General features: G+C 60.8%; 20 protein-coding genes and 1 pseudogene. 8 read left to right on the top strand and 13 right to left on the bottom strand.

Going from position 1 to position 23,176, the window contains the following annotated elements; genetic code table 11:
- The first annotated feature begins 353 nt into the window (after positions 1 to 353).
- Complete coding sequence (locus ACYP2Q_RS16320) at positions 354 to 902, top strand: RNA polymerase factor sigma-70 (protein WP_459731384.1); 549 nt, start codon at positions 354 to 356, stop codon at positions 900 to 902.
- Between the two features lie 46 nt (positions 903 to 948).
- On the opposite strand, the gene ACYP2Q_RS16315 is transcribed toward ACYP2Q_RS16320, so the two are convergent.
- Positions 949 to 1,167: a hypothetical protein gene (locus ACYP2Q_RS16315; RefSeq protein WP_459731383.1), complete on the bottom strand. Its 219-nt coding sequence runs from the start codon at positions 1,165 to 1,167 to the stop codon at positions 949 to 951.
- Between the two features lie 529 nt (positions 1,168 to 1,696).
- On the opposite strand from ACYP2Q_RS16315, the gene ACYP2Q_RS16310 reads away from it, so the two are divergent.
- Positions 1,697 to 1,939, top strand: coding sequence for a CopG family ribbon-helix-helix protein (locus ACYP2Q_RS16310; RefSeq protein WP_459731382.1), 243 nt, complete (start codon positions 1,697 to 1,699; stop codon positions 1,937 to 1,939).
- Positions 1,929 to 2,213, top strand: coding sequence for a type II toxin-antitoxin system RelE/ParE family toxin (locus ACYP2Q_RS16305; protein WP_046816215.1), 285 nt, complete (start codon positions 1,929 to 1,931; stop codon positions 2,211 to 2,213). Before ACYP2Q_RS16310 ends, ACYP2Q_RS16305 begins: the two co-directional genes overlap by 11 nt.
- 105 nt (positions 2,214 to 2,318) lie before the next feature.
- Here ACYP2Q_RS16305 and ACYP2Q_RS16300 read toward each other — a convergent pair whose 3' ends face one another.
- From ACYP2Q_RS16300 to ACYP2Q_RS16290, 3 genes and pseudogenes are all read right to left on the bottom strand, one after another.
- Positions 2,319 to 2,576, bottom strand: coding sequence for a DUF6429 family protein (locus tag ACYP2Q_RS16300; RefSeq protein WP_459731381.1), 258 nt, complete (start codon positions 2,574 to 2,576; stop codon positions 2,319 to 2,321).
- Between the two features lie 72 nt (positions 2,577 to 2,648).
- Positions 2,649 to 2,843: pseudogene (locus tag ACYP2Q_RS16295) on the bottom strand (type II toxin-antitoxin system HicB family antitoxin); the annotation flags it as partial.
- A 159-nt stretch (positions 2,844 to 3,002) separates the two neighbouring features.
- Positions 3,003 to 3,338 (bottom strand): type II toxin-antitoxin system RelE family toxin, encoded by a 336-nt coding sequence (locus ACYP2Q_RS16290; RefSeq protein WP_459731380.1) that lies wholly within the window; start codon positions 3,336 to 3,338, stop codon positions 3,003 to 3,005.
- 473 nt (positions 3,339 to 3,811) lie between these two features.
- On the opposite strand from ACYP2Q_RS16290, the gene dusA reads away from it, so the two are divergent.
- Entirely contained in the window at positions 3,812 to 4,807 is a 996-nt protein-coding gene (gene dusA / locus ACYP2Q_RS16285) for a tRNA dihydrouridine(20/20a) synthase DusA (RefSeq protein WP_459731379.1), read from the top strand.
- A 13-nt stretch (positions 4,808 to 4,820) separates the two neighbouring features.
- Here the strand turns inward: dusA and ACYP2Q_RS16280 are convergent, their stop codons facing one another.
- The 9 genes from ACYP2Q_RS16280 to ACYP2Q_RS16240 form a co-directional block, all read right to left on the bottom strand.
- Positions 4,821 to 6,134, bottom strand: coding sequence for a sensor histidine kinase (locus tag ACYP2Q_RS16280; RefSeq protein WP_459731378.1), 1,314 nt, complete (start codon positions 6,132 to 6,134; stop codon positions 4,821 to 4,823).
- On the bottom strand, positions 6,131 to 6,799 hold the full coding sequence (locus ACYP2Q_RS16275; protein ID WP_459731377.1) for a response regulator transcription factor: 669 nt from the start codon (positions 6,797 to 6,799) through the stop codon (positions 6,131 to 6,133). The genes ACYP2Q_RS16280 and ACYP2Q_RS16275 overlap by 4 nt, the downstream gene beginning before the upstream one ends.
- A 3-nt stretch (positions 6,800 to 6,802) precedes the next feature.
- The gene (locus ACYP2Q_RS16270) at positions 6,803 to 7,126 is read right to left on the bottom strand and encodes a PepSY domain-containing protein (protein ID WP_459731376.1); all 324 of its coding nucleotides are present in this window, start codon (positions 7,124 to 7,126) and stop codon (positions 6,803 to 6,805) included.
- Complete coding sequence (locus tag ACYP2Q_RS16265) at positions 7,126 to 7,434, bottom strand: PepSY domain-containing protein (protein ID WP_459731375.1); 309 nt, start codon at positions 7,432 to 7,434, stop codon at positions 7,126 to 7,128. The genes ACYP2Q_RS16270 and ACYP2Q_RS16265 overlap by 1 nt, the downstream gene beginning before the upstream one ends.
- A gap of 88 nt (positions 7,435 to 7,522) precedes the next feature.
- A complete protein-coding gene (locus ACYP2Q_RS16260) occupies positions 7,523 to 8,686 on the bottom strand; it encodes a zinc-binding metallopeptidase family protein (RefSeq protein WP_459731374.1) in 1,164 nt (387 codons plus the stop codon).
- Positions 8,687 to 8,912: 226 nt separating this feature from the next.
- Positions 8,913 to 11,270, bottom strand: a complete 2,358-nt coding sequence (gene ligA, locus ACYP2Q_RS16255) for an NAD-dependent DNA ligase LigA (protein WP_459731373.1) — start codon at positions 11,268 to 11,270, stop codon at positions 8,913 to 8,915.
- A gap of 164 nt (positions 11,271 to 11,434) precedes the next feature.
- Entirely contained in the window at positions 11,435 to 12,289 is an 855-nt protein-coding gene (gene zipA / locus ACYP2Q_RS16250) for a cell division protein ZipA (protein ID WP_459731372.1), read from the bottom strand.
- 255 nt (positions 12,290 to 12,544) lie between these two features.
- Positions 12,545 to 16,033, bottom strand: coding sequence for a chromosome segregation protein SMC (smc, locus tag ACYP2Q_RS16245; protein WP_459731371.1), 3,489 nt, complete (start codon positions 16,031 to 16,033; stop codon positions 12,545 to 12,547).
- A 2-nt stretch (positions 16,034 to 16,035) separates the two neighbouring features.
- A complete protein-coding gene (locus tag ACYP2Q_RS16240) occupies positions 16,036 to 16,695 on the bottom strand; it encodes a GntR family transcriptional regulator (protein WP_459731370.1) in 660 nt (219 codons plus the stop codon).
- 265 nt (positions 16,696 to 16,960) lie between these two features.
- Between ACYP2Q_RS16240 and xdhA the strand changes: the two genes are divergently transcribed.
- The 4 genes from xdhA (at position 16,961) to guaD (ending at position 23,113) form a co-directional block, all read left to right on the top strand.
- Positions 16,961 to 18,415 carry a xanthine dehydrogenase small subunit gene (xdhA, locus tag ACYP2Q_RS16235; protein WP_459731369.1) on the top strand — a complete coding sequence of 485 codons (1,455 nt, stop codon included), beginning with the start codon at positions 16,961 to 16,963 and terminating at the stop codon, positions 18,413 to 18,415.
- Positions 18,408 to 20,807, top strand: a complete 2,400-nt coding sequence (xdhB, locus tag ACYP2Q_RS16230; protein WP_459731368.1) for a xanthine dehydrogenase molybdopterin binding subunit — start codon at positions 18,408 to 18,410, stop codon at positions 20,805 to 20,807. The genes xdhA and xdhB overlap by 8 nt, the downstream gene beginning before the upstream one ends.
- A 118-nt stretch (positions 20,808 to 20,925) precedes the next feature.
- On the top strand, positions 20,926 to 21,783 hold the full coding sequence (gene xdhC, locus ACYP2Q_RS16225; RefSeq protein ID WP_459731367.1) for a xanthine dehydrogenase accessory protein XdhC: 858 nt from the start codon (positions 20,926 to 20,928) through the stop codon (positions 21,781 to 21,783).
- Positions 21,784 to 21,808: 25 nt separating this feature from the next.
- A complete protein-coding gene (gene guaD, locus ACYP2Q_RS16220) occupies positions 21,809 to 23,113 on the top strand; it encodes a guanine deaminase (RefSeq protein ID WP_459731366.1) in 1,305 nt (434 codons plus the stop codon).
- Positions 23,114 to 23,176 lie beyond the last annotated feature (63 nt).

The raw sequence follows: 23,176 nt of genomic DNA, 5'->3' as shown, positions 1-23,176 counted from the left end.
TTGCAATTGGAATCGGTGTCGTAACGTCACGCCCCATTGGGGGGCATGCAGGACGCGGTCTTCGCCGACCGCGCAAGGCATTGGCAATGCTGTGGTGTCCGGGGCTGCAGCCCGAAGCCATTCACCAATGAGAACGGATGACCTTGGCAAATAATTAGTCGACTGCCCTGCGCGCCAACCAGGCTGTGGCGCGACAGCGTGTCGCAGTTCTCACTCTGCACCTTTGAGGAGCATTACTTCTCTTTCTCAATTGACAATCATTATCATTCAACATAATTTGTCGCTCGATGTGTAGGGCGACCCCCCGGATCTTCTTGTCGTCCCACCAACCTTTTGGCAGCAGGGTGATATCCATGACGGAACAAGTGTCCACACGCAGGTGCGATTCGCCGCTACTTCAGGCATTCGTCGACAATCGACTGATACTGGTCAAGATTGCAGCGCGCATCACCGGCTGCCGCTCGCGCGCTGAAGATGTGGTGCAGGACGCGTTCTTCCGCCTGCAATCGGCGCCGAACATCACCTCCTCCTTCAAGGCGCAGCTCAGCTACCTGTTCCAGATCGTGCGCAACCTGGCGATCGACCACTACCGCAAGCAGGCCCTGGAGCTGAAGTATTCCGGACCGGAAGAAGAAGGCCTGAACGTGGTCATCCAGGGCGCCTCCCCGGAAACCTCGCACATCAACTTTTCCACCCTGGAAAACATCGCCGACGCCCTGACCGAACTGCCAAGCCGGACGCGTTATGCCTTTGAGATGTACCGCTTGCATGGCGTGCCGCAGAAGGACATTGCCAAGGAGTTGGGGGTGTCACCGACGCTGGTGAACTTCATGATTCGCGATGCGTTGGTGCATTGCCGGAAGGTGTCGGGGAGTCGGGCGGATACGTTTGCACAGCGTTGAAACTTGATCGTCGGATCAAGAAGGCCGTTCTGAAATTCGCGACGAATCAGTCGCCCTGCAGCAAACCTGAGCTGTATTCGCTGAAACTGCTGCCAAGCGCACTGCCCTGGAAATTCAATTTGCCGGGGTTGTTGCTGTGACTTGGGATAAAGCCGGCAGACGGCTGGCAGTCTTCGGAATAACAGCTGTGGCTACTTGTCCCCGAACAGGCGCTCAACAGTAAAGCGCTGGCGATGAGCGCGACTTTGATTTGGGTTGAGATCATTTTCGGATTCCTGCGGGGAGGTGCGGTGATTTGAGCTGGCACCTCCATCCTAGGCCGCTGACCCGTCGCCTATAATGAAACCTGGATGAGTGACAGGGTTCGTTCAGGATTGGTGATTTTCGCACAGCTCTCCTGGCGTCCATCCAATCTCTCCCCCTCCCCCAAACTTATGTATTAAAGACAGCTGTGTTCCGGGAGCTTACATTCGCTCACCGGCAAGGACGCATTCCAAACAGACACTCACGCCGAAGGCACTGAGTAAAAAGCGTTACATAGCCGTCCTCCTCATAGTCATCATCTTCGCCATCCTTGCCTTGGCGTTGTATGGCTGGTATCGCAACCTGCAAGACGATGAAGATGACCTTGTTTAGCCTGCGTTCCTTTCTGCCTCTATCATCTCCAGCAACCGGCTAAATCTGTGCAGAAAATAAAATGATCCACGTCGAGACATACCTCGCGACAGCCTGTTGATTCAAGCGGGCGCTTGACGGTGTAAGATGCCCGACAAACGTCCATCATCGAGGCTGCCATGACTGGGATATCCCTGGACCTGCCGGAAGACCTGTCGAATTCTCTCGCCGAACTGGCCAAGACAAACGGCCAAACTGCAAGCTACCTGGCGATGGATGTTCTGCGCGACTACATCGAGCACGAAAGGACGCTGACCGCACAGATCGAATTGGCGGTAAAGGAAGCCGACCAAGGCAATTTCGCCACCGAAGACCAAGTGGCGGCGATGCGTGCTCGGCGCTGGAGTCGGAATGCGGGTTGAGTGGCTGGAAAAAGCACTTAAAAACCTGGAAGACGAAGCCAACTATATTGCTCTTGAAAATCCCAAGGCCGCTGACGACTTTTCCGATGCAATTTTCGCCAGTGTAGATAAATTGGCTCAGTTTCCGGCCATGGGCCGTGAAGGGCGAGTCAAACAGACGCGCGAATGGGCAGTACCAAACTGGTCCTATCTAATTCCTTATCGCGTGCGCGGCGATCGCCTTCAAATCCTCGGTGTCTTTCACACTCGACAACGCCCCCGCACCAAGTGGTGAAGGTAGAGGACTGCGCCTTCCCAACACCTCCTGTTCATCCGTATGCAATCCAAAAAACCACCTGTCCAATGGTGGCGTTACCGCTGACTTGTTCTCATGTGGCACTCAGGAACGCGAGTCGGATGCAGGCTCCCCTGGAGCTACCCCAAACAATCGATCGGCTATCTGCCGACCTCGCTCCAGCCCTTCCTGCGTCAACCAGATCGATTTGTTCCTTTTCACCGGATTGCTGATGAAACCCTGTTCATGCAATTGGTTCATGATCTCGAAGTCGAACCCTTTCCAGGCATTGCCGTCGTCAGAACTGAAGGTTGCCAACAGGGCAAGCACGGCGTCTTCAATCAGTTTTTCGTCGTATTCCATGATCGTTGCTCCGCTCGTATTCATTGGGCTCTGCGCCAGGCACAAGCTCAGGTTACCCGAGTAGGGTTTCTACGGTGCGCGTCCGAGTTTGGCGCAGGTCTCCAGGTAATCGGTGACGGCCTCTTCAAATGCCGCTCGGAGTTCACTGACCGACTCGCCATGAAAACCCACGACATCCTTGATATCCACGATGTGTCCAACAAACAGGCCGTCTTCGTCACTGTAGTCAATGCGGGCGGCGTAGCCGTTGCAGTTCATCATATTCACGGGGTAACTCCTGCCTGGTCAAGGAAAGCCCGGGCGTCACACAAGATTCAGATTTTTGCAGGTCGGTGACCAGAATATCGAGGTGAGTCTCGATCGAGTTGTAGGCAATGTCCGAGATTTATGTAGCTCGGTTACGCTTGCTGAACCTACAGCAGCCGCTCAACGAGGCTTCTTCACCCGCTCATCCACCGCACTACGCTCTCGCTTCCCCACTGCCACTAACGAAACCACGATGCGCGTTTCAATAACCTCACACACCAGCCTGTACCCGGACGATTTCAACTTGATCTTGTAGCAGTCCGGCATCCCATGCAGCGCATCCGCTGGCACTCTGGGATTTTCCAATCGTTCGGCGAGCTTTTTTGAGTTGGTCGCGAAAGGCTTCAGGTGGTAGTCGAGGGCGCGCTCGGCGGCGTCGTGGAGTTTTTTTGAATCGAGGGTTTCGTACGGGGATGCCGGGTCGGTGTCCGGCGGGTTGGGTGTGACCTTGAACATGGATGGAACTCCGATGCTATTTAACAGGAGCCATCACCTCCTCGCTACCAAACGAAGGGTGGCGACCATACGAAGGTTGGTAGACCGGGCATCGTAACCGGCGCTCCCGAAGGAGCCCTGCGCATGGCCACCATAAAAACACCGCCCTAACATTGGACAGTAAAAGGTGACGCAAGGCGTCGATGCTACGGGCCTACCAAACCCGATCACTGGTTTTTTCAGTGACCGGCAAACGATAGAACCCATGCCCTGGACGCACAAGCCGGCGGATTCTGTCTCAGCTGTAGGCAACGACGCAAGGTGTTGTAGTCAGTGCGAAGTATCACTGGGTATTTTTAAACACGCGCTCAACAGTCGTTGAAAACGTAACTAAATACGGTGTTTCCGATGGCTGAAGAAAGGCGCAAGCCTCACCAAACCCCCAATCCTGATAAACTCCCCCACCTCCCAGCCTCACCGATTCCAGATCCCCCATGTCCGTATCCAACGCCACACCCGCCCCGCTCTCCCGCCGTTTCTCCGTCGCTCCGATGATGGACTGGACCGACCGTCACTGCCGTTTCTTCCTGCGCCTGCTTTCCAAACACGCGCTGCTCTACACCGAAATGGTCACCACCGGTGCCCTGCTCAACGGCGATCACGAGCGCTTCCTGCGACACAATGAAGCCGAGCATCCGTTGGCGTTGCAGTTGGGTGGCAGTGTGCCGCTGGATTTGGCGGCCTGTGCGCGGATGGCGCAGGAGCATGGGTACGATGAGGTGAATCTGAATGTTGGCTGCCCCAGTGACCGGGTGCAGAACAATATGATCGGGGCGTGCCTGATGGGGCATCCGCAGTTGGTGGCCGATTGTGTGAAGGCGATGCGTGATGCGGTGTCGATTCCGGTGACGGTCAAGCATCGGATCGGGATCAATGGGCGTGACAGCTATGAAGAGCTGTGCGATTTCGTTGGCACGGTGCGTGATGCCGGTTGCACCAGCTTTACGGTGCATGCGCGGATTGCGATTCTGGAGGGGTTGTCGCCGAAGGAGAATCGCGACATTCCGCCGCTGCGGTATGACGTGGCTGCGCGGTTGAAGGCGGATTTTCCGGAGCTGGAGATTATTCTCAACGGCGGGATCAAGAGCCTGGAAGCCTGTCATGAGCACTTACAGACGTTCGACGGGGTGATGCTCGGGCGTGAGGCTTATCACAATCCCTATGTGATGGCCGAGGTGGATCAGCAGTTGTTTGGCAGCACCGCGCCGGTGATCACTCGCGCCGAGGCGTTGGCGCAGTTGCGACCTTATATCGCTGCGCACCTGGAAGCCGGTGGCGCGATGCACCATATCACTCGCCATGTGCTGGGGCTGGGTACCGGGTTTCCGGGGGCGCGCAAGTTTCGCCAGTTGCTGTCGGTGGATATCCACAAGGCGAAGGATCCGTTGGCCTTGCTGGATCAGGCGGCCGGGTTGCTTGAGGGGCGTTGATCGCCTCGTTGTTTCAGCGTTTGGGCAAGTCGATGGTCACTTTCAAGCCGCCCCATTCGCTTTCCTGCAGCAGTAACTCCCCGCCCCAGGTGTCGACGATGTCGCGCACGATGCCCAGGCCCAGGCCATGGCCGTCGGTCTGTTCATCCAGGCGGGTGCCGCGGCTGATTACCTGATCGCGCTGGTCTTGGGGAATTCCCGGGCCGTCGTCTTCTACGCTTAGCTCAAAGGCTTGTGCGGTTTCGACCACGCTGAGGCGAACTTCGGCGTCCGCCCATTTGCAGGCGTTGTCCAACAGGTTGCCGAGCAGTTCCAGCAGGTCTTCGCGGTCCCAGGGCAATTGCAGGCCTGTGGGCGCGGCATAGCTGAGGTGCAGGTGTTCGCCGTGAATCATGTTCAGAGTGGCGAGTAAGCCCGGCAGTTCGGTATCGCAATCGAACAAGGCTCCCGGCAATGCGTCGCCGGCCAGGCGGGCGCGGTTGAGTTCGCGGTTGAGTCGCAGGCGGACCTGTTCCAGTTGCTCCTTGAGCACCTGGCGCAGTTGCGGGTGGGCGTCGAGTTGCTCGCTGGAGGCCAGGCTCAATAACACCGCCAGCGGGGTTTTCAAGGCGTGGCCGAGGTTGCCCAGGGCGTTGCGCGAACGCTTGAGGCTGTCTTCGGTGTGGGCCAGCAAATGGTTGATCTGGGTCACCAGCGGTTCCAGCTCGATCGGCACCCGGTCGTCGAGTTGCGAGCGCTGGCCCTGTTGCAGTTGCGCGATCTGTTCCCGGGCCTTTTCCAGCGGGCGCAAGGCGCGACGCACGGTGAGCCGTTGCAGCAGCAGGATCAGCAGCAGGCCCGCCAATCCCAGCCCGAGGCCGATCTGCCGCATGCGCTGGAAGCTGTCGCGCACCGGGGTGTAGTCCTGGGCCACGCTGATGGAAATCGACTGGCCGAGGCGCCGATAGTCCGAACGCAGCACCAGCAGTTGCTGGCCTTCCGGGCCCAATTGCAGGTTGCTCTCAAGGCCCGGGCGTTCGAGGCGTGGCAGTTCCTGGTCCCAGAGTGAACGGGAGCGCCAATGGCTGTCGGCAAAATCGATACGGAAATAGTGGCCGGAAAACGGCCGCTGGTAAGCCGGCGACAGCAGCCGCTCATCCAGTTGCAAACCCTGGGGGCCGCGCACCAGCGCCACCAACAGGTTTTCGCTGTCGTTGCGCAACCCGGCTTCGAGGTAGCGCTGCAATCCCACTTCGAACAGCCACAGGCTGGTTTGCGCCAACACCAGGCCGACGATCACCATCACGCTGATCAGGCCCAGGCTCAAACGGCGCTGGATTGACCTCACCGGGCTTGCCCACCGAGCAGGTAACCCTGGCCGCGACGGGTTTCTATCACACTGCGCCCGAGTTTGCGCCGCAGGTGATTGACGTGGACTTCCAGCACGTTCGAATCGCGCTCGGTTTCACCGTCGTAGAGATGTTCGGCCAGGTGGCTTTTGGACAGGATCTGTTCCGGGTGCAGCATGAAGTAGCGCAACAGGCGAAACTCGGCGGCGGTGAGCTGGATGTCGGCGCCGTCGCGGGTCACGCACTGGCGGCCCTCATCCAGTTGCAGCCCGGCGGCCTTCAGGGTCGGTTGATTGACCTGGCCGTGGGAGCGGCGCAACAGGGCCTGGATGCGCAGGTGCAGTTCTTCCGGGTGGAAAGGCTTGGTCAGGTAGTCGTCGGCGCCGGCCTTGAGGCCTTCGATGCGCTCGGCCCAGGAACCGCGGGCGGTGAGGATCAGCACCGGCGTCGCCAGGCCAGCGGCGCGCCACTGCGACAATACCTCAAGCCCGGGCAGCCCCGGCAGGCCGAGGTCGAGGATGATCAGGTCATAGGGTTCGGTGCTGCCCTGGTGCACTGCATCGCGGCCGTCGGCCAGCCAGTCCACGGCATAGCCTTGGCGATTGAGGCCGGCCAGCAGTTCGTCGGCCAGCGGCACGTGGTCTTCCACCAGGAGCAAACGCATCGGTCAATCTTCCTTGTCTTTGAGTAAATGGCCGGTGGTGGCGTCGATGTCCAGCTCGCGGACTACGCCTTCGCTGGTCAGCAATTCGACTTCATAAATGTAGACGTCGTGTTTCTCCTCGAGCTCGGCTTCCAGCAGCTTGGCCCCCGGATAACGATCCAGCGCTTGTTGCAGAAGCTGCTCGAGCGGCAGGATCACGCCCTGTTGGCGCAGGCGCAGGGCCTCGTCCTGGTCGAGGTCGCGGGCCACGGCCACCGAGCAGAACACCAGCAGCGCCAGGGCCAGGCGGCCGCTGGCGCGTCGATGGGAAAAGGATTGCAGCGTCATTACGTGTCCTGATGATCCTTGAGAATCTGCCCGCTGACGGCGTCCAGCTCCAGGTCCCACTCGATGCCCTGCGGGTCGCGCAGTTCAACCTGGTAGATGTACTTGCCGTACTCTTCTTCCAGTTCGGTTTCAGTGACGGTGGAACCGGGGTGCTTGGCCAGCGCCGTGGCATTGAGCTTCTCGAAAGACACAATGGTACCAGCGTCGCGCAGCCTCAGGGCTTCGTCGGGGCCGAGGTCGCGTGCCTGGGCGAGGTTGGCGGTCAGGCTGATGAGGGATGCGGCGAACAGGGCAGTAAAGGATTTCATGGGGTGTCTCCGTATTTTTTATGTGTTGCCTACGGGGGCCACCTTAGCGAAACGAACTTAATTGAAACTGAATTGCCATCATGCACAACTATTGTGCCAGTACTTCATCCGCCCTGCCGCCTTCGCGCTGGATCACCAGGTGGATGAAGTGCAGCTTGGCGATCACCGCCGGCGGCAGCACGAAGGGGTAGAAATCCGGCTGGCCCATGCTGCGCGACAGCTCGTTGAGCATGCCGGCCAGTTCGATCCAGGCGTTGACGAATGACAGGAACGCGGCACCGCCGGGGTGCTGCGGATCGTAAAGGGTACTGGAGGGAAACGGCTGGTAGTCGAAATCCATTTCCCGCGCGCTCATGCCAAAGCCGAGCGCGGTGTCGACGGCGTCCATCATGTGCAGGTAGTGGGCCCAGGTTTCAGCCCAGTCTTCCCATGGGTGCATGGTGGCGTAGGCGCTGACGTACTGCTGCTGCCAGTCGAGCGGCGCACCTTGCTGATAATGCCGTTCCAGGGAATCGGCGTAGCTGGCACGTTCATCGCCGAACAGGTCGCGAAAGGGTTGCAGCCAATCGCTGTTGGCAATCAAGCGGTCCCAATAGTAATGCCCGACTTCGTGGCGGAAATGGCCGAGCAAGGTGCGATAGGGTTCGTGCATCTGCACCCGCACCTGTTCGCGATGGGCGTCGTCGGCTTCCTTGATATCGAGAGTGATCAGGCCGTTGGCGTGGCCGGTGGTCGGTGCCTTGCCTTCGAGATCGACACCGATGACGTCGAAGGCCAGGCCGGTTTCTTCGTCCAGGGTTTTCGGGATGACCTGCAATCCGAGGCTGAGCAGTTGTGCGATCAGGCGGCGCTTGGCGGTTTCCACCTTGCGCCAGCGCTCGTGGTTTTCGGCGATGGATAAATCGGGGATGGTACGGTTCAGGCTGCAGGCGATGCATAGGGCATCGTGGTCATTGGCCGATAGCAGCCAATTGCAGGCGGCGGGAGAATCGAGATTGGCGCAGCGACGGAACACGCCGGCAGAGGGATCGACATCGAGCAGCCAGGTGTCGGGCTGCACGCCCGGTTGCAGCGAGGACAGGCGACTCTGCTCGGGTTGATAGCCCAGGGCGGCCGAACAGGCCAGGCACTGGCTGTTGCGAAAGAACAGTGATTGCCCGCAACGACAGGGCCAGATCTTGCTGTTGCGCGAGCTTTCGCCCATGAAGGGGGCGGCGATGCGCGAACTGAGCTGTTCGAAGAAGCGGTACATGAGCGATCTCTCCCTGGGGGCTTGCCAAGACTAGATCATGGCGGGGGGGTGATCGTTCCCGGTTTCTTGTGGTGAGGTGAGATCGCCATTGCTGGCAAGCCAGCTCCTACAGAGGGATGGTGGTGGATCATCCGCTTTTTTGGTGGGGCTGCTGCCGTCTTCGCTGGCAAGCCAGCTCCTACAGGATTGCGTGGTTCTGTAGGAGCTGGCTTGCCGGCGAATGGCGTTACACGGTTATGCCGTGCTTGCTCAGGAACTCGACGAACGCCTCTTCGTCCAGCACCTTCAGCCCCAGCTCATTGGCCTTGGTCAACTTCGACCCCGCCCCCGGCCCTGCGACTACGCAATGGGTCTTGGCCGATACCGAGCCGGCCACTTTGGCACCGAGGCTTTCGAGTTTGTCCTTGGCCACATCGCGGCTCATCAATTCCAGCGAACCGGTGAGCACCCAGGTCTGGCCGGCCAGCGGCAGGCCTTCGACGACTTTCTTCTCGCTCTGCCAATGCATGCCGAAATCGGCCAGTTGCTTCTCGGCGGCCTCGGCCAGTTGACGATTAGCCTCGACGGCGAAAAACTCGCGAACCGAGTTGGCCTGCTTCTCGGGCAATGCCTGACGCATGTCCAGCCAATCGGCACTGATCACCGCTTGCAGCGAACCGAACTTTTCAGCCAGCTTCTGCGCCCCGCCCGGCCCTACCGAAGGGATGTGCAGCTTGTCGAGGAAACCGCCCAGGGTGGTGCTGGCGGCAAACTCGGCGCCCAGCTCGCCCTGGTCCTGAATCTGCAAGCCGTGCTTGAGCAGTTCGTCAATCACCTGCTGGTTGTGCGCGTCCTCGAAGAAGCTGTGAATTTCGTGGGCCACTTCCAGGCCGACGTCCGGCAAGTAGGTCAGTACTTGCGGCAAGGCCTGCTGCACCCGCTCCAGCGAACCCAGGGAACGCGCCAGCACCTTGGCCGTCTCTTCGCCGACATCGGGAATCCCCAGCGCGTAGATGAAGCGTGCCAGGCTCGGCTTCTTGCTGTCGGCGATGGCGCTGAGCAGCTTGTTGGTCGACAGTTCGGCAAAGCCTTCCAGGTCGACGATGTCTTCGAACTTCAAGGCGTACAGGTCGGCCGGCGAACTCACCAGGCCTTCATCGACCAGTTGTTCGACGCTCTTGTCACCGAGGCCTTCGATGTCCATGGCCCGGCGCGAGACGAAATGAATGATCGCCTGCTTGAGTTGCGCACCACAGGCCAGGCGCCCGACGCAGCGATACACCGCGCCTTCGCTGACGGTCTCGCGGCCCTTGCTGCGCTTGACCAGTTGCGTGCGTTCGACGTGGGAGCCGCACACCGGGCATTGCTCTGGAATCTGTACCGGCCGGGCGTTTTCCGGGCGGCGCTCGGTGACTACCTGCACCACTTGCGGAATCACGTCGCCGGCGCGGCGGATGATCACCGTGTCGCCGATCATCAGGCCCAGGCGGGCCACTTCGTCCATGTTGTGCAACGTTGCGTTAGCCACGGTGACACCGGCGACCTTGACCGGCTTCAAGCGCGCCACCGGCGTCACCGCGCCGGTGCGACCGACCTGGAACTCGACGTCGAGCAACTCGGTGAGTTCTTCCATGGCCGGGAATTTATGGGCGATGGCCCAGCGCGGTTCGCGGGCGCGGAAGCCCAGTTCCCGCTGGGAGGCGATGCTGTTGACCTTGAATACCACGCCGTCGATTTCATAGGGCAGCGCGTTGCGGCGCTCGCCGATGTCGCGGTAGTAATCCAGGCATTCATCGATGCCGTTCGCCAGTTTCAGCTCGTGGCTGATGGGCATGCCCCAGGCCTTGAGCTGCTGCAGGTTGCCAATGTGGGTATCGGCGATGTCCGCCGACACCTGGCCGATGCCGTAGCAGCAGAACTCCAGCGGACGGTTGGCGGTAATCTTCGAGTCCAGCTGGCGCAAGCTGCCGGCCGCGGCGTTGCGCGGGTTGGCGAAGGTCTTGCCGCCGACTTCCAGTTGCGAGGCATTGAGCCGTTCGAAACCGGCCTTGGACATGAACACTTCGCCGCGCACTTCCAGGGTCGCCGGCCAGCCGCTGCCATGTAGCTTGAGCGGGATATTGCGCACGGTGCGCACATTGACGCTGATGTCTTCACCGGTGGTGCCGTCGCCGCGGGTGGCACCGCGCACCAGCATGCCGTCCTGATAAAGCAGGCTGACCGCCAGGCCATCGAGCTTGGGTTCGCAGCTGTATTGCACCGCCGCGCCAGCACCGAACAGATCACCGGCCGGCAGGTCCAGGCCTTCGGTCACCCGACGGTCGAACTCGCGCATGTCGGTTTCTTCGAAGGCGTTGCCCAGGCTGAGCATCGGCACTTCGTGGCGCACCTGGGTGAACGCCGACAGTGCTGCGCTGCCGACCCGCTGGGTGGGCGAGTCGCGGGTGACCAGGTCGGGATTGGCCGCTTCGAGGGCCTTGAGCTCGTTGAACAACCGGTCGTACTCGGCGTCCGGGATGCTCGGCTCGTCCAGCACGTGGTAGCGATAGTTGTGCAGATCCAGCTCGGCGCGTAGCTCTAGAATGCGGTCTTGGGCGGCAGTCATGGGTGGTCTCTCATAAAGCAAAAGAGCAGCCGAGGCTGCTCAATTTGTTGATGCTGTACAAATCATTGTAGGAGTCCGGCTTGCCGGCGAAGGCGTATTTGAAATCGCCTTCGCCGGCAAGCCGGGCTCCTACAGGGTGTGGAAGTCGCCACACACTGCTGGTTTTAACGTTTTTGGGTCAGTGCGCGACGTTCGAATTCAACGATGCGCTGACGGTAGTGCTCGATCGTCTGGGCGGTCAGTACGCTGCGCTGGTCGTCCTTCAGTTCGCCGTTCAGTTCTTGCGACAATTTACGTGCCGCCGCCACCATCACGTCGAAGGCTTGCTTGGGATGACGCGGGCCTGGCAGGCCGAGGAAGAAGCTCACTGCCGGGGTGCTGAAGTGGTCGATGTCATCCAGGTCGAAGACGCCAGGCTTGACCGCGTTGGCCATGGAGAACAGCACTTCGCCATTGCCCGCCATGCTTTCGTGACGGTGGAAAATATCCATTTCGCCAAAACGCAGGCCGCTTTCGAGAATGTTCTGCAGCAGCGCCGGGCCTTTGAAGCCGGCAGGATCGCGGCAGATCACGCTGATGACCAGCACTTCTTCGGCTTGCGGCTGTTCCTTGTCGCTGACCGATGGCGCGGGCTTGGTGTCATCCGGGAAATCGTCGTCACGGCTGCTGAAGCTCGGGCCGCCGTCCAGGTCCAGGCTGAGGTTCATGTCGCCCTGGGAAGGCTCGCCATGGCCACGCTTGCCACGCTTGGAGCCAGAATCGCGGGAGTCCCGGGCCGGCATGCTCACCGACGGCAGGTCATGCTCGTCCAGTTGCGGTTCCTTGTGCGTATCCAGTACGCGAGACGGTCCCAACACCTCGGGGCTGGCGTCCTCTTCGGGCAGGTTGGACAGGCTCCGGTCAAGACGGAATTTCAGTTTTCCCTTGCCGCCGCGCATACGGCGCCAGCCATCGAAAAGAATACCGGCAATGACAATAATGCCGATGACGATCAGCCACTCGCGCAGACCGATTTCCATGTAATCCCGTGCCTCTATAAAAAATGCTGAAAAATAAGGGGCTTACATTCTGTAAACCGCTTTAAAACGTGGCGCCAACTCTATGTTCTGACAGGCGTTTTACCCACGTATACGAAAAATTGACATTAAACTAGCACGACCAAAGGCAACTTTACACCGTCTGGCACGTTGGTCCCGCGAATATGTCGATTGGCCAGCAAGTCGGCATGGCAAATTGAGTCCCACCGTAAAAAAATCCCCCCTGAAAGCCACGCCTCAGGCATCCACCATCGCCATGGCCTCTTCGACATCTACCGCCACCAGACGCGAGCAACCCGGTTCGTGCATCGTCACCCCCATGAGTTGATCGGCCATTTCCATGGCGATCTTGTTGTGGGTGATATAGATGAACTGCACCGTCTGCGACATCTCCTTGACCAGTCGCGCATAACGTCCAACGTTAGCGTCATCCAATGGCGCGTCCACTTCATCGAGCATGCAGAACGGCGCCGGGTTCAACTTGAAGATCGCAAAAACCAGGGCCAATGCGGTCAGGGCTTTTTCACCCCCGGAGAGCAAATGGATGGTGCTGTTCTTCTTTCCGGGTGGCTGCGCCATGATCGTCACCCCTGTATCGAGTAGATCTTCGCCCGTCAGTTCCAAATACGCGCGGCCTCCACCGAAAACTTTTGGGAAAAGTGCCTGTAAACCGCCATTGATCTGATCAAAGGTATCTTTGAAACGGTTTCGGGTTTCCTTGTCGATCTTGCGAATCACGTTTTCGAGCGTATCGAGGGCTTCGACCAGATCATCGTTCTGGGCGTCCAGATAACGTTTTCGCTCCGATTGTTGCTGGTACTCATCAATGGCCGCGAGGTTGATCGCGCCCAGGCGCTGGATCCGCGCGGCAATGCGCTCGAGCTCTTCCTCGGCGGCTTTCTCGCTGGCCTCGGCAGTCAGGGTGGCCAGCACGCCGTGCAAGTCGTAGCCGTCTTCGAGCAACTGGTCCTGCAGCGCCTTGCGCCGCACGGTCAGGGCTTGCCATTCCATGCGCTGGGTTTCGAGCTGGCTGCGAATCAGCTGGGACTGTTGTTCGGCCTGGTTGCGGCGCTTCTCGGCCTCACGCAATTCGCGGTCGACATCTTCCAGGGCGATCTGTGCGGTCTTGAGTTCTTCGTCGACAGTCATGCGCTTGTCGAGCAGTTCTTCGAGTTTCAGGCGCAGCTCTTCCAGCGGCGCCTCGCCCTCCTCCAGGTTCAGGCTCAACTGCTCGCGTTTTTCCGTCAGGCGCTCGGCCTGCATCTCCAGGCGCTCCAAGGCCTGGCGCGTGGAGTCGTGCTGGGCCTTGAGCGAGCCCAGGCGCACCGCCAGTTGATGGGCGTGATCCTTGTGCTGGCGGGCTTCCTGGCGCACCCGGTCAAGGCGTTCGCGCAAGCTGTCACGCTGGGCCAGCAGCAGCTCGCGCTGCTCGGTGTCCAGGGCCATGGCGTCGAGGGCTTCCTGCAATTGCAGGCGCGCTTCGCCGATATTTTCGTGCTCCAGGGCGCGTTGCTCGCCCAACTCCTCGATTTCTTCGTCAAGACGCGTGCGCCGCAGGGCCAACTGCTCGGCCTTGGCTTTACCGGCCGACAGCTGGGCTTTTAGCTCGCCTTGCTGACGGGCTTCGTCCTGCAGCAAGCGACGCAGGTGTTCGCGACCGTTTTCCTGCTGGCGCTGTTGCGCCCGCAGATTTTGCAATTCGGTTTCCAGGGTCTCGACCGCCGCTTCGCGCTCTTCGCGCTCAAGGCCCAGTTTGTGGATTTCCTGGCCACGGGCGAGCATGCCACTTTCCGCTTCACTGGCACGGCGCACCCGCAGAAAGTGCCGACCGACCCAATAGCCGTCGCGACTGATCAGGCTCTGGCCGGCGGCCAACTGGCCACGCATGGCCAGGGCTTGCTCCAGGCTCTCGACCGGCTTGACCTGGCCCAGCCACGGCGACAGATCGATCTGCGCCTCGACCTTGTCGAGCAAACTGCCGGGCACTCGCTGGCCATCGCTGGCCGGGCTGAGCAGGCGCAGGTCGCCCTGGGCAAAGCTGGACAGGTCAAAGTCGTTGAAGTCATCCACCAGTACCGCTTGCAGGTCGGCACCGAGCACGGTTTCCACCGCCAGTTCCCAACCGGCTTCGACCTTCAGGCCTTCAGCCAGGCGCGGGCGATCTGCCAGGTGCTGCTCGCGCAGCCATTCGGCGGTGCCGGTGCCCGGGTCGAGCGCGGCTTGCTGCAAGGCTTCGAGCGAAGCCAGGCGACCGTTGAGGCGTTGCAGATCGCCCTGGGCCTGTTGCTGTGCCGTCAGCGCGTGCTGCAGTTGCTGGCGCAGTTGCTCGAGCTTTTCGACCTGAGCTTCTTCGCTGGTCTGCAAATCCTCGAGGGTCGCCTCGGATTCAGCGAGCTGCTCGCTGAGCGCCATGATCGCCGCATCTTCCGGATCCGCCGAGAGCAAAGCGCGCTCTTCGCCCAGACGTTTCTGCCGATCGGAGAGGCGCTCCAGGCTGGTTTCCAGCTGCTGGATTCGCGACTGCTGGACTTCAGACTGGCGCCGCGGCTCGGCAGCGCTCAGGTTGAAGGTGTCCCACTGCTCCTGCCAGCCGTGCATGGTGGTTTCGGATTCTTCCAGCGCGGCGGCGGCCTCTTCGGCGGCGGCGCTGGTGACTTCCTGCTCCGGCGTGAGCATGTCCAGTTCTTCGCCGAGGGTCAGCAGCAGCGTGCGGTCGTGGCCCAGGTGCGATTCGGTCTCCAGGCGCGCGCGCTCGGCTTCTTTCAAATCGTCCTGCAACTGGCGCAAACGCTGCTGCCCGTGCTGGATGCTCTGCTCGACCCGGGCAATGTCGCCACCGACCGAGTAGAAGCGCCCCTGCACCAGATTGAAGCGCTCGGAGAGGTCGTGATGGCCGTCGCGCAGGCGTTCGATGCTGGCGTCAGCGTTGCGCTGTTCGGCCACCAGGGCTTCGAAACTGATTTCCTGGGTGCCGATGATCGCTTCGCGCTGGCCGACCTGTTCGTTCAGGTCTTGCCAGCGCAGGGCCGACAGTTGTGCCTTGAGCTGACGCTCCTCGCCCTTGAGTTCCTGATACTTCTTGGCCGCTTCGGCCTGACGGTGCAAGCGTTCGAGTTGACGCTCGAGCTCTTCGCGCAAGTCGGTCAGGCGCTCGAGGTTTTCGTGGGTGCGGCGGATGCGGTTTTCGGTTTCGCGCCGACGCTCCTTGTACTTGGAGATCCCCGCCGCTTCTTCGATGAAGTTGCGCAGATCTTCAGGTTTGGACTCGATCAGCTTGGAGATCATCCCCTGCTCGATGATCGAGTAACTGCGCGGGCCGAGGCCGGTACCGAGAAAGATATCGGTGATGTCGCGGCGACGGCATTTGGTGCCGTTAAGGTAATAAGTGGTCTGGCTGTCGCGGGTGACTTTGCGGCGGATGGAAATTTCCGCATAGGCGGCGTATTCACCGAGCAATGTGCCGTCGGTGTTATCGAACACCAGCTCGATGCTCGCCTGGCTCACGGGTTTGCGGCTGGTCGACCCGTTGAAGATGACGTCGGTCATCGACTCGCCGCGCAAGTTCTTCGCCGAGCTTTCGCCCATCACCCAGCGCACGGCGTCGATGATGTTCGACTTGCCGCAACCATTGGGCCCGACCACCGCCGCCATGTTGCTGGGGAAGTTCACCGTGGTCGGGTCGACGAAGGATTTGAACCCCGCCAGCTTGATGCACTTTAGCCGCACGCTTATGCGTCCGTCAGGGCAGAGATCACCAGATCGCAGCTGCGCTGGCCGTAGGCGGTCAGCACTTCGCGGATCTGTGCAAAGTCACGGGCAATCACGGCGGCGAGCAGGCGCTCGAACAACGCCAGGTATTCGCTCATCGAGGCCTTGCGCTGGTCCAGGGCGAGGAAATACGCACGGCTCATGGCCGGCTGCAGGTTCTCGACCGTTTCCTGCAGGTACGGGTTGTTGGCGAACGGATACGTGGCGCGCATCACATTAAAACTGTCGTCGACGAAGGTATGGATGTCCTGGCGTTCGAAGCTGGCCGTCAGGCGCTGCTGGATCTGCACGAATGGCGCAAGGTCCGCCTGGACTTTCCAGCCAGTGGCCACGGCGTTGGCGAGCAGGATGTACATCTCGCTCATCAGCGTGCACAAGCTCTTGACCTTGTGCGCGGTGAGCTCGGTGACGTGGGCGCCACGGCGCGGCAGGATGGCGATCAGGTGCCGGCGCTCGAGAATCAGCAAGGCCTCGCGGACCGAACCGCGGCTGACGTCGAGTGCCTGGGTGACCTTCTGTTCCTGGATGCGCTCCCCGGGCTTCATCTCGCCGCGAATGATGCGTTCGGCGAGGTGATGCGCGATTTGCTCGGCGAGGCTGTCCGGCGCCTTGAACGTCATGGTTGTCCTTCAAACTCTTCGATTTGTACAAGCGGCGCAGTGTAGCGCAATTGATACGTCGTGGCGCAGGGCCTGCCCGCTGGTTTTGGCACGATTCAAGCAAAAAGCAGGGTGTTGATCGAGGGTCAATAATGAAGAAATCAGGCGTTAATCGACAAAATGTATTTTCCTGACCTTTAAGTCAGAAAATCATTGACCGGAAAGTCAGACCTGCTAAATTCGGTTCATGTCGCTTAACAACAATAATGAGTCTGCGAGGCCTTCCGTGATCCAGTTTTTATTAAACCAGGAACTCCGTAGCGAGCACGCCCTGGACCCGAACCTGACCGTGCTCAATTATCTGCGCGACCATGTGGGCAAACCCGGCACCAAAGAAGGCTGCGCCAGCGGTGACTGTGGCGCGTGCACCGTGGTCGTCGGCGAGTTGCAGACCGATGACGATGGCCGCGATCACATTCGCTACCGCAGCCTCAACTCGTGCCTGACGTTCGTGTCGTCCCTGCACGGCAAGCAACTGATCAGCGTTGAAGACCTCAAGCACAAGGGTGAGCTGCACAGCGTGCAGAAGGCCATGGTCGAGTGCCACGGTTCGCAATGCGGGTTCTGCACCCCGGGTTTCGTGATGTCGTTGTTTGCCCTGCAAAAGAACAGCGATGCACCGGATCAGCACAAGGCCCACGAAGCCCTGGCCGGCAACCTCTGCCGCTGCACCGGCTATCGGCCGATCCTGGAAGCCGCCGAGCAGTCCTGCTGCGGTAAAAAGCCGGATCAGTTCGATGCCAATGAAGCCCAGACCATCGCCCGGCTCAAAGCCATCGCGCCCACCGATATCGGCGAACTCAACAGTGGCGACAAGCGCTGCCTGGTGCCGCTGACCGTGGCCGACCTGGCCGACCTCTACGACGCTTATCCACAGGCCCGACTGTTGGCCGGCGGCACCGACCTGGCGCTGGAAGTGACCCAGTTCCACCGCACCCTGCCAGTGATGATCTACGTCGGCAACGTCGCCGAGATGAAGCGCATCGACCGCTTCGACGACCGCCTGGAAATCGGCGCCGCCACCGCCCTCTCCGATTGCTACGAAGCGTTGAAGGCCGAGTACCCGGACTTCGGCGAACTGCTGCAGCGCTTCGCCTCCTTGCAGATCCGCAACCAGGGCACCCTGGGCGGCAACATCGGCAACGCCTCGCCCATCGGCGACTCGCCACCGCTGCTGATTGCCCTGGGCGCACAGATTGTCCTGTGCAAAGGCGATACCCGCCGCACGCTGGCCCTGGAAGACTACTTCATCGATTACCGCGTCACCGCGCGCCAGGAAAGCGAGTTCATCGAGAAGATCATTGTGCCGCGCGCCAGCGTCGAACAGCTGTTTCGCGCCTACAAGGTGTCCAAGCGCCTGGACGATGACATCTCTGCCGTGTGCGCGGCGTTCAACCTGCGCCTGGAAAACGGTGTGATCGCCGATGCCCGCGTGGCGTTCGGTGGCATGGCGGCCATTCCCAAGCGCGCCAACAGTTGCGAAACCGCGTTGATCGGTGCGCCCTTCAACAGCGCCACCGTGGAACGCGCCTGCGCCGCCCTGGCGGAAGATTTCACGCCGCTGTCGGACTTCCGCGCCAGCAAGGAATATCGCCTGCTCAGCGCGCAGAACCTGCTGCGCAAATACTTCATCGAACTGCAAACGCCGCACATCGAGACTCGGGTGACCGCTTATGTCTAACCATCACGCCGTAGAGAAGACCCAGGCCGAACTGGCTGAACTGTTCGCCAAGGACCTGACCACCGGTGTCGGCCGCAGCGTCAAGCACGACAGCGCCGCCAAGCACGTGTCCGGTGAAGCGCAGTACATCGACGATCGCCTGGAGTTTCCCAACCAGCTGCACGTTTATGCGCGCCTGTCCGACCGCGCCCACGCCCGGATCATCAGCATCGACACCCAGCCGTGCTACGCCTTCGAAGGCGTGCGCATCGCCATCACCCATGAGGACGTGCCGGGCCTGAAAGACATCGGCCCGCTGCTGCCAGGTGACCCGCTGCTGGCGATCGACGACGTGCAATTCGTCGGCCAGCCGGTGCTCGCTGTTGCCGCGAAAGACCTGGAAACCGCACGCAAGGCGGCGATGGCCGCGATCATCGAATACGAAGACCTGGAGCCGGTGCTGGACGTGGTCGAAGCCTTGCGCAAGCGCCATTTCGTGCTCGACAGCCACACCCATCAGCGCGGCGATTCGGCCACGGCGCTGGCCACCGCCGAGCACCGCATCCAGGGCACCCTGCACATCGGAGGCCAGGAACACTTCTACCTGGAAACCCAGATTTCCTCGGTGATGCCCACCGAAGACGGCGGCATGATCGTCTACTGCTCGACCCAGAACCCCACCGAAGTGCAGAAGCTGGTGGCCGAAGTGCTGGACGTGTCGATGAACAAGATCGTCGTCGACATGCGCCGCATGGGCGGCGGTTTTGGCGGCAAGGAAACGCAAGCGGCGAGCCCGGCGTGCCTGTGCGCGGTGATCGCGCACCTCACCGGCCAACCGACCAAGATGCGCCTGCCACGGGTCGAAGACATGCTGATGACCGGCAAGCGCCACCCGTTCTACGTCGAATACGACGTAGGCTTCGACAGCACCGGGCGCCTGCACGGGATTGCCCTGGAACTGGCCGGCAACTGCGGTTGCTCGCCGGACCTGTCAGCGTCGATCGTCGACCGGGCGATGTTCCACTCCGACAACTCGTACTACCTGGGCGACGCGACCATCAACGGTCACCGCTGCAAGACCAACACCGCCTCGAACACCGCGTACCGTGGCTTCGGCGGCCCGCAAGGCATGGTCGCCATCGAAGAAGTGATGGACGCCATCGCCCGGCATCTGGCCCTCGACCCGTTGGCGGTGCGCAAGGCCAACTATTACGGCAAGACCGAGCGCAACGTCACCCACTACTACCAGACCGTCGAGCACAACATGCTCGAGGAAATGACCGCGGAACTGGAAGAAAGTAGCCAGTACGCCGAGCGCCGCGAAGCGATCCGGCGCTACAACGCCAACAGCCCGATCCTGAAAAAGGGCCTGGCCCTGACCCCGGTGAAATTCGGCATCTCCTTCACCGCCAGCTTCCTCAACCAGGCCGGTGCCCTGGTGCACGTCTACACCGACGGCAGCATCCACTTGAACCATGGCGGCACCGAAATGGGCCAAGGCCTGAATACCAAGGTCGCGCAGGTCGTGGCCGAAGTGTTCCAGGTGGAAATGGACCGCGTGCAGATCACGGCGACCAACACCGACAAGGTGCCGAACACCTCACCGACCGCGGCTTCCAGCGGCGCTGATCTGAACGGTAAAGCTGCGCAAAACGCGGCAGAAACCATCAAGCAACGCCTGGTGGAATTCGCCGTTCGCCAGTACAAGGTCAGTGAAGAAGACGTGGAATTCCACAACGGCCACGTACGGGTTCGCGATCACATCCTGACCTTCGAAGCGCTGATCCAGCAGGCGTATTTCGCCCAGGTGTCGCTGTCGAGTACCGGGTTCTACAAGACCCCGAAAATCTACTACGACCGCAGCCAGGCCCGTGGTCGTCCGTTCTATTACTTCGCCTTCGGCGCCGCCTGCTGCGAGGTGATCATCGACACCCTGACCGGCGAGTACAAGATGCTGCGCACCGACATCCTCCACGACGTCGGCGCCTCGCTGAACCCGGCCATCGACATCGGCCAGGTCGAGGGCGGCTTCATCCAGGGCATGGGTTGGCTGACCATGGAAGAGCTGGTGTGGAACAACAAGGGCAAGTTGATGACCAACGGCCCGGCCAGCTACAAGATCCCGGCCGTGGCGGACATGCCGCTGGACCTGCGGGTGAAGCTGGTGGAAAACCGCAAGAACCCGGAAGACACGGTGTTCCATTCCAAGGCCGTGGGCGAGCCGCCGTTCATGCTCGGCATCGCTGCGTGGTGCGCGATCAAGGACGCCGTGGCCAGTCTGGGTGATTACAAACATCAACCGAAGATCGACGCGCCGGCGACGCCGGAGCGGGTGTTGTGGGGGTGTGAACAGATGCGCCAGTTGAAGGTGGCGAAGGCTGTTGAGGCCGAAACCGAGTTGGCTTCGCTCTGATACCGAGGCGCGGCCAATCGCCAGCAGGCTGGCTCCCACAGGGAAATGCATTCCAACTGTGGGAGCCAGCCTGCTGGCGATGAGGCCGGGACAGACAACAGAGATGTTGAGGTGAAACATGTACAACTGGATCGACGCCCTCGCCGACCTGCAAAACCAGGGTGAACCCTGCGTGCTGGTGACCATCATCGAAGAGCTCGGCTCGACGCCGCGCAACGCCGGTTCGAAGATGGTCGTCAGCGCCCGCCAGACCTTCGACACCATCGGTGGCGGGCACCTGGAATACAAGGCCATGCAGATCGCCCGCGAGATGCTCGCCAGCGGCAAGCAGGACACCCATCTGGAGCGCTTCAGCCTCGGCGCCAGCCTGGGCCAGTGCTGCGGCGGCGCCACCGTGCTGCTGTTCGAACCGATGGGCCAGGTCCAGGCGCAGATCGCCGTATTCGGCGCCGGCCACGTCGGTCGCGCATTGGTGCCATTGCTGGCCAGCCTGCCCTGCCGGGTGCGCTGGATCGACTCGCGCGATGACGAATTCCCGGACCAGGTCCCCCACGGCGTGCGCAAGATCGTCAGCGAAGAACCAGTGGACGAAATCGACGACCTGCCCGCCGGCAGCTACTGCATCGTCATGACCCACAACCACCAGCTCGACCTCGAACTCACCGCCGCGATTCTCAAGCGCAACGATTTCGCCTACTTCGGCCTGATCGGCTCGAAGACCAAACGGGTGAAGTTCGAACATCGCCTGCGCGACCGCGGTTTCGACAGCAGCGTGGTGCAACGCATGCGCTGCCCGATGGGCATTGGCGAAGTCAAAGGCAAATTGCCTGTGGAAATCGCCATCTCCATCGCCGGCGAGATCATTGCCACGTACAACGCCAATTTCGGCCAGCAAACCTCCGGCGCCGAACCGATTGCCAAGCTGCTGCCCGCCTCTCGCCGCAGTCAGGCGACAAAATTGAAAGCCTCCAATTGATGAGCTTCATAAATAGAGAACAACCATGCCTCTGACTCGCAAAGCCTACCGCGCCGCCATCCTGCACAGCATCGCCGACCCCGCCGAAGTCGGGATCGAAGCCTCGTACGAATACTTCGAGGACGGCCTGTTGGTGATCGACAACGGCAAGATCAGCGCCCTCGGCCACGCCAGTGATTTGTTGCCAAGCTTGCCATCCGATATCGAGATCACCCATTACCAGGATGCGCTGATCACCCCAGGATTCATCGACACCCACATCCACCTGCCGCAAACCGGCATGGTCGGTGCTTATGGCGAGCAACTGCTGGACTGGCTCAACACCTACACCTTCCCTTGTGAAAGCCAATTTGCCGACAAGGCCCACGCCGACCAGGTCGCGGACATCTTCATCAAGGAACTGCTGCGCAACGGCACCACCACCGCGCTGGTGTTCGGCAGCGTGCATCCGCAATCGGTGAACTCGTTCTTCGAAGCCGCCGAGCAGCTGGACCTGCGCATGATCGCCGGCAAGGTGATGATGGACCGCAATGCCCCGGACTACCTGACCGACACCGCCGAATCCAGCTATGTGGAAAGCAAGGCGCTGATTGAGCGCTGGCACGGCAAGGGCCGTCTGCACTATGCCGTCACCCCACGCTTCGCCCCGACCAGCACCCCGGAACAGCTGACCCTGGCCGGCCAGTTGCTGACCGAATACCCGGATCTGTACATGCAGACCCACATCAGCGAAAACCTCAAGGAAATCGAGTGGGTCAAGGAGCTGTTCCCGGAACGCAAGGGGTACCTCGACGTCTACGACCACTACCAGTTGCTCGGTGAGCGCTCGGTATTCGCCCACGGTGTACACCTGTGCGATGACGAGTGCGCGCGACTGGCGGAAACCGGTTCGGCCATCTCGTTCTGCCCGACTTCGAACTTCTTCCTCGGCAGCGGTTTGTTCAACCTGCCGATGGCCGAGAAGCACAAACTCAATGTCGGCATCGGCACCGACGTGGGCGGCGGTACCAGTTTCTCGCTGCTGCAAACCCTCAACGAAGCCTACAAGGTCATGCAACTGCAAGGTGCGCGCCTGAGCCCGTTCAAGTCGCTGTACCTGGCCACCCTCGGCGGCGCGCGTGCGCTGCGCCTGGAAGACAAGATCGGCAACCTGCAACCGGGCACCGATGCCGACTTCCTGGTGCTGGACTACAACGCCACGCCGTTGCTGGGTTATCGCTTGCAGCAGGCCAATAACATTGCCGAGACGTTGTTTGTGTTGATGACGCTGGGGGATGACCGGACTGTGTTGCAGACCTATGCGGCGGGGAATCTGGTGCATCAGCGGTAAGTTTTTTTCAGGCATAAAAAATCCCCCGCCGCTTTTCAGCCCGGGGGATTTTTATTGCCTGTC

This window comes from Pseudomonas sp. MHK4 (assembly GCF_054600775.1).
This window is presented reverse-complemented; position numbering and strand designations above follow the sequence as displayed.

Coding starts and splice junctions, on each gene's coding strand:
- ACYP2Q_RS16320 (WP_459731384.1), top strand. CDS start 354: ATGACGGAACAAGTGTCCACACGCAGGTGCGATTCGCCGCTACTTCAG.
- ACYP2Q_RS16315 (WP_459731383.1), bottom strand. CDS start 1,167: ATGATCTCAACCCAAATCAAAGTCGCGCTCATCGCCAGCGCTTTACTG.
- ACYP2Q_RS16310 (WP_459731382.1), top strand. CDS start 1,697: ATGACTGGGATATCCCTGGACCTGCCGGAAGACCTGTCGAATTCTCTC.
- ACYP2Q_RS16305 (WP_046816215.1), top strand. CDS start 1,929: ATGCGGGTTGAGTGGCTGGAAAAAGCACTTAAAAACCTGGAAGACGAA.
- ACYP2Q_RS16300 (WP_459731381.1), bottom strand. CDS start 2,576: ATGGAATACGACGAAAAACTGATTGAAGACGCCGTGCTTGCCCTGTTG.
- ACYP2Q_RS16290 (WP_459731380.1), bottom strand. CDS start 3,338: ATGTTCAAGGTCACACCCAACCCGCCGGACACCGACCCGGCATCCCCG.
- dusA (WP_459731379.1), top strand. CDS start 3,812: ATGTCCGTATCCAACGCCACACCCGCCCCGCTCTCCCGCCGTTTCTCC.
- ACYP2Q_RS16275 (WP_459731377.1), bottom strand. CDS start 6,799: ATGCGTTTGCTCCTGGTGGAAGACCACGTGCCGCTGGCCGACGAACTG.
- ACYP2Q_RS16270 (WP_459731376.1), bottom strand. CDS start 7,126: ATGACGCTGCAATCCTTTTCCCATCGACGCGCCAGCGGCCGCCTGGCC.
- ACYP2Q_RS16265 (WP_459731375.1), bottom strand. CDS start 7,434: ATGAAATCCTTTACTGCCCTGTTCGCCGCATCCCTCATCAGCCTGACC.
- ACYP2Q_RS16260 (WP_459731374.1), bottom strand. CDS start 8,686: ATGTACCGCTTCTTCGAACAGCTCAGTTCGCGCATCGCCGCCCCCTTC.
- ligA (WP_459731373.1), bottom strand. CDS start 11,270: ATGACTGCCGCCCAAGACCGCATTCTAGAGCTACGCGCCGAGCTGGAT.
- zipA (WP_459731372.1), bottom strand. CDS start 12,289: ATGGAAATCGGTCTGCGCGAGTGGCTGATCGTCATCGGCATTATTGTC.
- ACYP2Q_RS16240 (WP_459731370.1), bottom strand. CDS start 16,695: ATGACGTTCAAGGCGCCGGACAGCCTCGCCGAGCAAATCGCGCATCAC.
- xdhB (WP_459731368.1), top strand. CDS start 18,408: ATGTCTAACCATCACGCCGTAGAGAAGACCCAGGCCGAACTGGCTGAA.
- xdhC (WP_459731367.1), top strand. CDS start 20,926: ATGTACAACTGGATCGACGCCCTCGCCGACCTGCAAAACCAGGGTGAA.
- guaD (WP_459731366.1), top strand. CDS start 21,809: ATGCCTCTGACTCGCAAAGCCTACCGCGCCGCCATCCTGCACAGCATC.